The following is an 11320-nucleotide window of genomic DNA, read 5'->3' as shown; positions in this document are numbered from 1 at the left end:
TAGGTCGGGTCTCAGTCCAGGGCATAGCGAGTCTCCTCTTCTATGCCAGTTATAACTGTTACCCATGTATCCGGTCTAAAGTGTTACCCATGTTTCCGGTTCATACCCTACGCTTACCCGGCCTACAATTAGCAATCATATCAAAAAATTGCACAATTCATTGTAGGCCCGTGCAAGCATAGCGCCGCCGGGCAACAGGCTCAGAGCTTAGTGAACCTGCGGGTCCGCCGGAGAGGCGTTATTGCGGATCTCCGCGATATCCATGGAATTGAACACGTAGTGCGTACCGCAGTAATCACAGTGCATATCGATCTCACCGTCTTCCGCCATGATGCTGTCGATCTCTTCATCCGGCAGCGTTTTCAGGGCGCCAGCACAACGCTCACGAGAGCAGGTGCACTTAAATTCCACATCCTGCGGATCGTAAACCGTCACTTCTTCTTCGTGGTACAGACGCCACAGCACGTCGGTCGCCGACAGGGTGAACAGCTCTTCCGCTTTGATGGTTTCCGTCAGCGTTGCCAGATGCTCGAAATCATTGGTCTGCGCATCCTGCGCAGGCAGAACCTGAAGCAGCATACCACCGGCAGCAGGCTGACCATCCACTTCACCGGTGCGGATGAACAGACGGGTTGGCAGCTGTTCGGAACGCATGAAGTAATCTTCCAGGCAGGCGGCAAGCGTGTCGCCTTCCAGACCGACAACGCCCTGATAGCGCTCACCCTCTTCAGGCGAGATCGTGATAACCAGGTAGCCATTTCCGACCAGCGTTTTCAGATCCGCATTTTCAGGGATATCGCCCTGAACGCGCGCCACGCCGCGCATCTGCTGCTGGTTATTGCCGTTGATCACCGCCAGCGACATCGGGCCATCACCCTGCAACTGAACGGTAATATCGCCAGCGAACTTCAGCGTGGCGGTCAGCAGGCTGGTGGCAACCAGCAGTTCGCCCAACAGGGTTTTCACCGGCAGCGGGTAGTTGTGGTTTTCCAGAATCTGTTTCCAGGTTTCGGATACGGTGACCAGCTCGCCGCGCACGGCGAATTGTTCAAACAGATAGCGGTGTAATTGGTCGTGTTGGGCCATTTTCATCTCTCGTGCAGGTGAGGGTTATTCGCTCTCACCGTGTTTAAATTTCATCAGATCGCGGCGCTCTTTTTTATCCGGTCGCCGGTCCGGGTGAGGCATGGTCAGCGCATTCATTTTGCGCGCCAGCGCGGTTTTCTCGCGCTTCTCTATGCTTTCGGCCGTCTCTTCATACAGCAAAACGGCTTCGGTTGCGGGCCGCCGCTGCTCGGTAATGGCTTTCACCACCACCGTTTTCTCATCGTTGCCCTGGCGAAGCGTTAACGTGGCATTCAGTTCAACCAGCTTGCTCGGTTTGCTGCGCTGACCGTTGTAATGCACCTTTCCGCCATCAACCATTTCACGGGCAAGGGCTCGCGTTTTGTAAAAACGGGCGGCCCACAGCCATTTATCCAGTCTTACCCCATCAGAGGTTTTTTCTTTCATGGCGTCTCCTTCACGGTGAGTGAGGGGATCATCCGGCGATAGTCGTTCAGCCCCGGATGTCGCAGATAGCTTTTTTCAGCCAGGCCGGAATCCGGATTGGTCACGCCCAGACAATAGCGAATGCCAAAAGCGGCCGCAGAATCCAGAATCGGCTCGCTGTCGTCAATAAACAGCGTGCGTTCCGGCTGTAAACCGGTCTCTTCCACCACGGCATGCCACAACCGCTGATCCTCTTTCGGATAACCAAATGTGTGGGTGGAAAGCAATAAATCAAGGTGTGAAGCAAGACCGGTATGTTCCAGCTTTACGGCCAGGTTATGGGGATGCGCATTCGTCAGCAAAATGCGGCGCTTACCGCAGGCTTTCAGCGCGTCCAGGAACGGGACCGTATCGTCGCGCAGTACGGCGCGTGCGCCCTGGGCGGTGGTCATGGCACAAATATCCAAACCGAGTCGCTCGCTCCAGTAGTCAAGACAGTACCAGTTTAGCGTATGCTGCACCGCGCTATATTGCGAACGAATGAATTCCTGCGCTTCCGCCGGGGAGATCCCCTGCTGTTCACCGTATGTTTCCGGGACCAGCTTTTGCCAGAAATAGTTATCAAAGGCGAGATCAAGCAGCGTGCCGTCCATATCAAGCAGGACGGTATCGACCGCCTGCCAGTCGATATTAAGATGCATAAGGGGGAACTCCAGCCAGAAGAAACGTGCGCGACAGGGTAGCACAACTTGTCGCGCAGGGACGTTATCCGATCAGGCTCTCGGAAGAGGAGATCAGTTTCGGGTTAAGGCAATTTTCGTAGTAGGCCTGGATTTCTGCCAGCCGCGTGCGGGAACGCTGATAGCGGCGTACGGCCTGATAACCGTTCCAGACAATGCACGCCAGCATTGCAATCAGCAGCAGGGATGTCCCTATATAGCGCCACAGGCCAGCGCTATCCGGCATACGGTGCAGGCCAATATGACGCGTGCCGTTGGCGTCGGTAAAGAGGGTAGTGACGATCCCTTCCGCGCTGAATGGCGTCTGCATCAGCATCTGCGCCAGACGCTGGAATTCGCTCCACTGCTCCTGGGCCGGATAGTCATACAGCGAAACCTGCGGATAAGGTTGATCCACCAGGTCGCTGCCTTCATCGCTGGCAATCACAAAACCGCCCGGCGCCGGGCTATTAAGCGCCTGGGCGGCACGGGTGGTTTCACGCATCACGAAGGGGGCGGTAGAGGTCGCCACCAGGTTATCCAGCGACTCGGCGCTGACCGGACGCAGAAGCACGTTCACACCGTCCAGGCGTCCCGCTTCGGCGCGTTTCACCAGCGCGTCCCAGTCTTTGCTGTTGCCGAGGTTGACCAGCGCGTTCTTCAGTCGGATACAGTCATCCTGGGCGGAACAGAGATCCTCTGTTTTCAGGACGATTTCGCCAAAGTCATCCAGCAGCACCATGCCCGACTTCTGAATAGCCGAACGCAGGGCAGGGCTGACGCGAGAATCATCATCCGGTTTCGGATGGAGCTGGCGATTAATCGTCTGGGTGAGCGCGGTGGCCTTATTGACCACATCCGATTCCGGCAGCGGTAGCGGAGAGGCGTCATTCCAGATGATCTGAGAGCAGTCGAACGGCGCGAACGGCGAGTTCTGGCGCGTGTTCCAGGCGCCCGGCGTGTGGATATTACACATCCCGGTGCCTTTCAGCCGCAACGTATCCCCCACGCGTACCCCCGCTTCTTCGAGCTGCTGTACGCTGGTGGCTTCCACAGTTTGCGCCCCTTTGATCCACGACAGGGTAAATTTAATCGGCATATCCAGCGGCACGAAGAGCAGCAGCATGATGAAGATTAACGCGGCGCCACCGGCAATCACCGCGCTGCGGAGCCAGTGCTGAAGCGGGAAGTTTTTCACTTCGTCGTGCAGGGATAAGTAGCGCCCCTGGCGGACAACGTGGCGGTCGAGATAGATATCAATATCCGTTTTATGGCCAAGGTCCTGCGCAATCCACGGCTGCCAGTGGCGCGGATAGATAAGATCGATGATCCCGAGCGAGATATTGTTGATATGTTCCTGATCGTTCTCACCGAACAGTCCCCAGCGTTTTGGGGTTCCGCGCAGGCAGTGAATTTCGCGTAATGACGTTTTTGCCGGCGGAGCAAATATGCCCCACAGCCCGGCGGCCAGAAGCAGTACTGCGCCACCCGCGAGCCACGGAACAAACACGTCCGGCGTCAGCAGGCAGATGAAAAAGAGCAGGAACGAGGCGACAATCAACACCGCTTCGCGAATGCCATCCGGACGGCTCAGGACGTACTCTTCATGCGTCTCCTGGCGGATGTTCAGCAGTTCAATCTGCTCTGTCTCTTCACCGCGAATAGAGGCCTGCGTTCCGCTTGCGCGTTCCAGCGCAAAGCGTGGCGCTTCCTGAACATATTCGCTCAGCGTATGACCATTGAGGGAGATAACCAGCGGCAGCGTATCGGTATGGATCAGCTCGACGCTGTTTTCGTCGTTGATATATTGCTCCCAGAAGGGAGGCAGGTGCACTTCAACAGAGTCGAGATAGTAACGCCACTTGTTGGGATCGTCGGTTGTAATGCCGTAGCGGGTAATGGAGCGCGTCACGCACAGAACGGTGTCGCTTTGGGCGTTAAGGTTGAGCGATACGGGGGCGGCGCTGGCGCCGGTAGGGCCAGGCGAAAGCCGGGATCGGTTCAGCGTGTCGAGATACTGCTCAACGGTGCTGCGTTCCTCTGGCGAAAGCTTGCGCGTGTTTGCCCCGGCGAACGCGTTCAAAAAGGGCAGCCGATAACGGCGATGTACGCGGCGCCTGAATACCCACACCGCAATCGACGCGCAGGCCAGCACAGCAGCGAGAAAAATCAAAATGGTGCTCATGCTTTCCCCATCTTACTTATCTTCTTACAGGTGTTGTCAGTCGCACCTTTTGTACAATGAATGAGATTCTGTGGTCGGCTATCGGCAAGTATGGAGTCTAACTTGAGCATGTTGACGCGCATCCCAGTGACCGGTAATGATAACAAAGCCTGTTCCGGCGCGATATCAGCAAATTCCTGGAAACATTTCAACCTCTTGACATTTGTTTTGAAATGAGAATCGCATTCAATTACGTTGCATAAATGTAAATAAAGAACAATTGACATTGCCGAAACCGTGCGGCGTATCGCACAATAAAGCCAGTTCACCCAGCAAAGACCCGTCAAGATGACCAAACCCTTACAAAAGCCCACCATTCTGAATGTTGAAACCGTCGCGAAATCGCGTCTGTTTAATGTCGAAAGCGTGGATCTGGAGTTCAGCAACGGTGTGCGTCGTGTTTATGAGCGTATGCGCCCCTCCTCGCGTGAAGCGGTGATGATTGTGCCCATCGTCGACGAGCACCTGATCCTCATTCGTGAATACGCTGTGGGCACAGAATCCTACGAGCTGGGCTTCTCCAAAGGACTGATCGATCCGGGCGAAACGGTGTTTGAAGCGGCAAACCGGGAGCTGAAAGAAGAGGTCGGTTTTGGCGCGAAAGAGCTGACGTTCCTGAAAAAATTGAGCATGGCGCCGTCCTATTTCTCCAGTAAAATGAACATTGTTGTCGCGGAAGATCTCTATCCTGAATCGCTGGAAGGAGACGAGCCGGAACCGCTGCCGCAGGTTCGCTGGCCGCTGGCTCATCTGATGGATTTGCTGGAAGATCCTGACTTTAACGAGGCGCGCAACGTGAGCGCACTGTTCCTGGTACGGGAGTGGCTGAAGGGGCAGGGGCGTTTGTAGCGCCACCATTAAAAACGGCAACCGAAGGTTGCCGTTTTGCATTGACGTTGTAGGCCGGGTCAGGCGTAGTCGCCACCCGGCTTTTTTGTTGGCGTCAGAACAGTTCGTGCGTCTCGCCGTTATCAATGATCTCTGTCCCCACCTCATGCACTGCCTGCGTGGTTGGCTGCGTACCCTCGATGAAATACTCGGCACGGCTGTTACCGCCATTCGCGAGCTGTCCGGTGCTGCGGTCGATATTCACCGTCACCACACCCGGCGGAGGCGTTAGCGGCTGCTCTGGTACGCCCTCGAGAACGGCCTTCATGTAAGCATCCCAGGCAGGTTGCGCACTCTTCGCGCCGCCTTCGTATCCGGAAATCTGATCTTTAATCGCGCCAGAGGCGGTGGTGCGCCCCAGATCGCGGCGGTGATCGTCAAAACCAATCCAGACGGAGGTGACAACCCCCGGGCCATAACCTGAGAACCAGGCATCTTTTGAACTGTTGGTTGTCCCGGTTTTGCCGCCGATGTCGTGGCGCTGCAAATCGCGGCCCGCTCGCCAGCCGGTGCCTTGCCAGCCCGGTTCACCAAAGATGTTGGTGTTCAGTGCGCTCTTAATCAGGAACGACAGCGGCGTGCTGATCACGTGCGGGGCATACTCCTGCGCGCCACTCTGGGCGACCAGCGCCTGATTGGCCTGTTCCAGCTGAGGCTGCGGCACCGCCAGATTCTGACGTTCCTGAGAGATCGCCACATCTTCCATATCCTTGTTTTCCAGGACATTGGATTTTGGCGTGTCGCCGTAAATCACCGGAATATCGCATTCAGGGCAGGCAATTTTCGGTTTCGCTTCAAACAGTACGCCGCCCTGATCGTTCTCGATTTTGCTGATGAAATACGGATCGACCAGGAAGCCGCCGTTCGCCATCACCGAGTAGCCACGCGCAACCTGGAGCGGCGTAAAGGACGCGGAGCCGAGCGCCAGAGATTCAGTATGAACGATGTTTTGCGCCGGGAAGCCAAAGCGTTGCAGATACTCTGCCGCATAATCCACGCCCATCGCACGCATCGCGCGAACCATGACCACGTTCTTCGACTGACCAAGGCCCTGGCGCAGACGGATAGGACCAGCGTATTGCGCCGGAGAGTTCTTCGGCTGCCAGTCAGAGCCCGCACCGGCATCCCAGCGGGAAATTGGCACGTCGTTGAGAATGCTGGCGAGCGTCAGCCCCTTATCCATCGCCGCGGTATACAGGAACGGTTTGATGTTCGAACCAACCTGACGCAGCGCCTGGGTCGCGCGGTTAAATTTGCTCTGGTTGAAATCGAACCCGCCAACCAGCGCCATCACGGCGCCGTTCTGCGGATTGATGGAGACCAGCGCAGAGTTTACGTCCGGCACCTGCGCCAGCCACCAGGCATCGCCTACCTGACGCACCCAGATTTGTTGTCCGGTTTGTACGACATCGGTCACTTTACGTGGCGTAGGCCCCTGAAGGGTGTCAGAACGGTATGGACGCGCCCAGCGGACACCCTCCATGCGCAGCGAAACGGATGTGCCATCGGCCATCAACGCCACCGCTTCCTGTGGATCGGCCTGGGTGACGACTGCCGGACGCAGCGGACCATAGGTCGGCAGCGCTTTCAGGGAATCAGTGATTTTTTTACTGTCCCATGCGCCTTCACCCACTTTCCACAGCACGTTGGACGGGCCGCGATAGCCGTGACGCATATCGTAATCCATCACGTTATTACGCACCGCCTGCTGGGCAGCCTGCTGCACCTTGCGGGTCACGGTGGTATAGACGCGATAGCCATCTTCATACGCTTTATCACCGTAGCGACTCACCATCTCCTGGCGAACCATTTCAGTGAGATACGGTGCAGAGAAGGCGATTTCCGGCGCATGGTAATTGGCGTCAATAACGTCGCTGCGCGCCTTATCGTACTCAGACTGGCTGATATAGCCTTCGCTCAACATACGCGACAGCACCACGTTACGGCGTGCGGTGGCGCGGTCCAGCGAGTAGAGCGGGTTAAACGTGGATGGCGCTTTTGGCAGGCCGGCAATGGTCGCCATTTCGCTCAGCGTGAGCTGATCGATCGGCTTACCAAAATAGACCTGAGCCGCAGCCCCTACGCCATAGGCGCGGTAGCCCAGATAGATCTTGTTGAGGTAAAGCTCAAGGATCTCGTCTTTGCTCAGCAGTTGCTCAATGCGGATCGCGAGGAATACCTCTTTGATCTTACGCATCAGCGTCTTTTCCGGGCTGAGGAAGAAGTTACGCGCCAGCTGCTGGGTAATGGTACTTGCCCCCTGAGAGGCATGACCGGAGAACAGCGCCACGCTTGCCGCACGGAAAATACCGACCGGATCGACACCGTGGTGCTCGTAAAAACGGCTGTCCTCGGTGGCGATAAAGGCCTTCACCATCACGGGTGGAATTTGATTTAAGGTCAGAGGGATACGACGTTTCTCGCCGTATTGCGCCATCAGTTCACCATCGGCGCTATAGACCTGCATAGGGATCTGAAGCCGCACATCACGAAGCGTGGCGACATCAGGGAGTTGCGGCTCGACATATTTGTACAAACCAATAATCGAGCCTGCTCCCAGCAGAATGCAACAGACTGCAAGGATCAATAAATACTTTACGAACTTCACCGGAGATTTCCCATTTGGTTTAGCCTGGGCAGTTTCTAAACAATCGCGCGGTAGTATAAAGGCAAGCCTGATTCATTGATATAGCCGTCACTCCGACGGGCGATAAGGAGATCGTGAAGCATGGCTTTTAAAACGTGGCAGACAGGCGTTCATATTCAACAGGATAAGGTGGTTGCGGTAGCGCTGACCAGAGAGCGGGCCGGCTGGCGTTTACGGCGCTGGTGGGCGGTGCCGCTGTCGGACGGCGTTATCGGGGAAGGCAAAATACTTAAGCCAGAACAGCTGGTTAACGCATTACGTGGCTGGCGGAAAACATTGCCGCACTCGCATCGGGTATTTCTCTCATTTCCGGCGACGCGCGTTCTGCAACGCGCGTTGCCCCGTCCATCCGTTACCTTGCGTGACAGCGAACAGCTCACCTGGGTAGGCGCCGCATTAGCGCGTGAGTTGGAGATGCCCGCCGATACGCTCTGCTTTGACTACGCGCAGGATACCTTCAGCAACACTTTTCAGGTTACCGCAGCGCAAAACAGAGAGGTCGATACCCTGTTGACGCTGGCGAACGCGCTGCGTTTGCGTCTGGCAGCAATCGCCCCGGATGCCGGCGCGCTGGCTAATCTTCTCTCTGCTGTTGCCCCTGCCCGGTGCGTCGCCTGGAGAGATCAACACCAGTGGCTATGGGCGATGCGTCACCAGTGGGGGCGGCGCTACACCACAGAAGCGGCGACGGTGAATGAACTGGCGGCGCTGCTTGCGCTTTCTCCTTCTGATATCGCCGTGTTTGATGCTGCCCGCGATCCCTGGGAAGCGGTGACGCTGTGCCAGCCGCCGTTGCCGGAATGCGGTGCTGATTACACCGTCGCCCTGGCGCTGGCCATGAGCGAGGCGCCGTAATGAGCATGCCCAATCTTTTACCCTGGCGTCGGCAGCAACGTAATCAGCGCCTGCGTTTCTGGGGGCTGCTGTTTGCTGGCTCATGGCTGGTGATGCTGGCGGGGAGTATCAGCCTGCGGGCGACGCAGACTCTCGCGTTACAGGCGTTGCAGAGCGAACTGGCCGGGACACGTGCGGTGCAGAAAGTATTGAGAGCCCGTCAGCCGCAGTCAGCGGGGCAGAAAACCCCTTCGCCGCCGTCTGATCCGGCCTGGCAACCGGCGCTGGAGTCCCTTGCCAGCGCAATGCCCCGGCAGGCGTGGCTGACGGCGCTGCGTTATCAGCCACCCTCGCTGACCCTGACCGGCTATACCACCTCACTGCCAGCGCTCTCCGCCATGACCGATGCCCTGAAAGGGGTGACGGGATTTAACCCCGGACCGGCAGGCGAAATGCAACAGGATAGCCAGGGGCGATGGATGTTCTCTTTTCAACTACATAGCCGGAGGTAGCAGGTGGGTATCTGGTATCAACGCTGGACTGATGCACGTCCTTCCCGGCGCGTCCTTTGCTGGTTGATCGCGTCGGGGCTTGTTGCGTGGGCAATTTGGGGACTGCTGCTCAGGCCCGCTGCTCTGCGTTACGCCGATATTCAGGCGCAGGCCATCAGTGCGAAGCGAATCAACGCCTCGCTGTGGCCAGAGGCCGGACGGCGAGTAGTGGTTAGGCAAGTGACGCCCTCGCAGCCCTTTTCTCCCCTGGCTTTTCAGCGTGAGGACGCAAGGCTGGTGTACTGGAAGCCGCAGCAGAGTGGGGGAGAGCTGGCGCTGGATGCCTCCTGGGGCGCGGTTCCGGCACTCTTTGCCCGTCTGGCGCTTGAGAACGTGCGGGTGAGTGCGTTTTCCATCATCCCACAGGGCAAACAGTTACGCCTCAGCCTGCAACTGGAGATCGGTCATGCGCAGTAAAGCCCGTTTGCTGATCCTGCTTTCTCCGCTTTTCCTGACCGGGATGCGGGATCCCTTCTCTGTGCCGGAAGAGCGTTGCGCAGCCGGGCAGCTCAGCCAGTGGTGGTATCAGGGGATAGTCAGCGGCAGCAGGGATATCGGCCTTATGCAGGACGGGCAGAAACGCTGGCACCGGGTAAAAACGCAGATGCGGTTACCGACAGGCTGGCGGGTGAGCGCGATAGATAAACAACAACTGACCGTTGATGTCGGCGACATGTGCGAGCCGAAGCGATGGACATGGCAACGAGAAGGAACGAAAAAAAGTGAAGATAAGGATAGGGCTGTTACTGGCGGCACTCAGCCAGCCCCTGTGGGCCGCGACGCCAAAACCGGTCACCCTGCTGGTGGATGATGTCCCGGTGGTGCAGATATTACAGGCGCTGGTAGCGCAGGAGGATCGCAATCTGGTGGTGTCGCCGGATGTCAGCGGTTCGCTTTCGCTGAATTTAACGCGGGTGCCCTGGAGGCAGGCGCTTCAGACGGTCGTGAACAGCGCCGGGCTGGTATTGCGGGAAGAGGGCGGCATTTTTTATGTGCATACGGCGGCCTGGCAACGGGAGCAACAGACGCGTAAAGAGCAGGAGCGGGCCCAGCGTCTGCTCGACGCCCCGCTGCACTCTCACAGCATTCCGTTTGCTTATGCGGATGCGGCCGAATTGCAAAAAGCGGCGGAAAAGCTCTTAAGCCCGAAAGGCAGTCTCTCCGTCGACAAGCGCACCAACCGTTTTCTGGTCAGGGATAACCAGACGGTGGTGGATATGCTCCAGCGCTGGGCTGTGCAGATGGATCTGCCCGTCGAGCAGGTGGAACTGGCGGCGCAGATTGTGACCATCAGTGAAAAAAGCCTGCGTGAACTGGGGGTGAAATGGAACCTCGCTGACGCAACGGAGGCCGGTAAGGTGGGTCAGGTCACGACGCTGGGGGCGGACCTGTCGGTGGCCAGTGCAACCACCCACGCAGGGTTTAACATCGGGCGCATCAACGGCAGGATGCTGGATCTTGAGTTGTCGGCGCTTGAGCAAAAGCAGCAGGTGGATATCATCGCCAGCCCGCGGCTGCTGGCGTCGCACATGCAGCCGGCCAGCATCAAGCAGGGCAGCGAAATTCCGTATCAGGTTTCCAGCGGCGAGAGCGGGGCGACATCCGTTGAATTTAAAGAGGCGGTATTAGGCATGGAGGTCACGCCGGTGGTCCTGCCGGGCGGTCGCGTGCGCCTGAAACTGCATATCAGTGAAAATATGCCCGGCCAGGTGCTGCAACAGGCAGACGGCGAAACGCTGGCGATCGATAAGCAGGAGATCGAAACGCAGGTAGAGGTAAAAAGTGGGGAAACGCTCGCGCTGGGCGGGATCTTTTCGCAAAAGAATAAAACCGGACGCGACAGCGTGCCCGTGCTGGGCAACATTCCGTGGCTGGGTCAGCTGTTCCGCCATGACGGAAAAGATAACGAACGGCGCGAGTTAGTGGTGTTTATCACGCCACGTCTGGTCAGTATTCATTAATGGGT

11 protein-coding genes are annotated in these 11320 nt (G+C 57.4%); 6 read left to right on the top strand and 5 right to left on the bottom strand.

Annotated elements, in window-relative coordinates; translation table 11 throughout:
* Positions 1-207: 207 nt before the first annotated feature.
* From hslO to ACOTW6_RS19555, 4 genes are all read right to left on the bottom strand, one after another.
* The gene (gene hslO, locus ACOTW6_RS19570; protein WP_023304550.1) at positions 208-1086 is read right to left on the bottom strand and encodes an Hsp33 family molecular chaperone HslO; all 879 of its coding nucleotides are present in this window, start codon (positions 1084-1086) and stop codon (positions 208-210) included.
* Positions 1087-1110: 24 nt separating this feature from the next.
* Complete coding sequence (gene hslR / locus ACOTW6_RS19565; protein WP_213789413.1) at positions 1111-1512, bottom strand: ribosome-associated heat shock protein Hsp15; 402 nt, start codon at positions 1510-1512, stop codon at positions 1111-1113.
* Positions 1509-2192, bottom strand: coding sequence for a GMP/IMP nucleotidase (gene yrfG, locus ACOTW6_RS19560; RefSeq protein ID WP_000550486.1), 684 nt, complete (start codon positions 2190-2192; stop codon positions 1509-1511). The genes hslR and yrfG overlap by 4 nt, the downstream gene beginning before the upstream one ends.
* 64 nt (positions 2193-2256) lie before the next feature.
* Positions 2257-4395: an intracellular growth attenuator family protein gene (locus ACOTW6_RS19555; RefSeq protein ID WP_047050486.1), complete on the bottom strand. Its 2139-nt coding sequence runs from the start codon at positions 4393-4395 to the stop codon at positions 2257-2259.
* A gap of 327 nt (positions 4396-4722) precedes the next feature.
* Between ACOTW6_RS19555 and nudE the strand changes: the two genes are divergently transcribed.
* The gene (nudE, locus tag ACOTW6_RS19550) at positions 4723-5283 is read left to right on the top strand and encodes an ADP compounds hydrolase NudE (protein WP_003861622.1); all 561 of its coding nucleotides are present in this window, start codon (positions 4723-4725) and stop codon (positions 5281-5283) included.
* Between the two features lie 94 nt (positions 5284-5377).
* On the opposite strand, the gene mrcA is transcribed toward nudE, so the two are convergent.
* Complete coding sequence (gene mrcA, locus ACOTW6_RS19545) at positions 5378-7930, bottom strand: peptidoglycan glycosyltransferase/peptidoglycan DD-transpeptidase MrcA (protein WP_062933372.1); 2553 nt, start codon at positions 7928-7930, stop codon at positions 5378-5380.
* Between the two features lie 120 nt (positions 7931-8050).
* Here mrcA and pilM point away from each other — a divergent pair, with 120 nt between their 5' ends.
* The 5 genes from pilM to hofQ are packed head-to-tail and all read left to right on the top strand — an operon-like array spanning position 8051 to position 11315.
* Positions 8051-8824: a pilus assembly protein PilM gene (gene pilM, locus ACOTW6_RS19540; protein WP_017384153.1), complete on the top strand. Its 774-nt coding sequence runs from the start codon at positions 8051-8053 to the stop codon at positions 8822-8824.
* Entirely contained in the window at positions 8824-9315 is a 492-nt protein-coding gene (locus tag ACOTW6_RS19535) for a PilN domain-containing protein (RefSeq protein ID WP_062933373.1), read from the top strand. The genes pilM and ACOTW6_RS19535 overlap by 1 nt, the downstream gene beginning before the upstream one ends.
* Positions 9316-9318: 3 nt before the next feature.
* Positions 9319-9771, top strand: a complete 453-nt coding sequence (locus ACOTW6_RS19530; protein WP_116329908.1) for a DNA utilization protein HofO — start codon at positions 9319-9321, stop codon at positions 9769-9771.
* Positions 9761-10165 carry a HofP DNA utilization family protein gene (locus tag ACOTW6_RS19525; protein ID WP_062933375.1) on the top strand — a complete coding sequence of 135 codons (405 nt, stop codon included), beginning with the start codon at positions 9761-9763 and terminating at the stop codon, positions 10163-10165. Before ACOTW6_RS19530 ends, ACOTW6_RS19525 begins: the two co-directional genes overlap by 11 nt.
* Positions 10077-11315, top strand: a complete 1239-nt coding sequence (gene hofQ, locus ACOTW6_RS19520; RefSeq protein ID WP_032104286.1) for a DNA uptake porin HofQ — start codon at positions 10077-10079, stop codon at positions 11313-11315. The genes ACOTW6_RS19525 and hofQ overlap by 89 nt, the downstream gene beginning before the upstream one ends.
* The last annotated feature ends 5 nt before the right edge of the window (positions 11316-11320 follow it).

The sequence above is a fragment of the Enterobacter cloacae complex sp. IR5403 genome (genome assembly GCF_049238705.1).
GTDB classification, from domain to species: Bacteria; Pseudomonadota; Gammaproteobacteria; order Enterobacterales; family Enterobacteriaceae; genus Enterobacter; species Enterobacter hormaechei_C.
This window is presented reverse-complemented; position numbering and strand designations above follow the sequence as displayed.

Coding starts and splice junctions, on each gene's coding strand:
- nudE (WP_003861622.1), top strand. CDS start 4,723: ATGACCAAACCCTTACAAAAGCCCACCATTCTGAATGTTGAAACCGTC.
- pilM (WP_017384153.1), top strand. CDS start 8,051: ATGGCTTTTAAAACGTGGCAGACAGGCGTTCATATTCAACAGGATAAG.
- hslO (WP_023304550.1), bottom strand. CDS start 1,086: ATGGCCCAACACGACCAATTACACCGCTATCTGTTTGAACAATTCGCC.
- yrfG (WP_000550486.1), bottom strand. CDS start 2,192: ATGCATCTTAATATCGACTGGCAGGCGGTCGATACCGTCCTGCTTGAT.
- ACOTW6_RS19525 (WP_062933375.1), top strand. CDS start 9,761: ATGCGCAGTAAAGCCCGTTTGCTGATCCTGCTTTCTCCGCTTTTCCTG.
- ACOTW6_RS19535 (WP_062933373.1), top strand. CDS start 8,824: ATGAGCATGCCCAATCTTTTACCCTGGCGTCGGCAGCAACGTAATCAG.
- ACOTW6_RS19555 (WP_047050486.1), bottom strand. CDS start 4,395: ATGAGCACCATTTTGATTTTTCTCGCTGCTGTGCTGGCCTGCGCGTCG.
- hslR (WP_213789413.1), bottom strand. CDS start 1,512: ATGAAAGAAAAAACCTCTGATGGGGTAAGACTGGATAAATGGCTGTGG.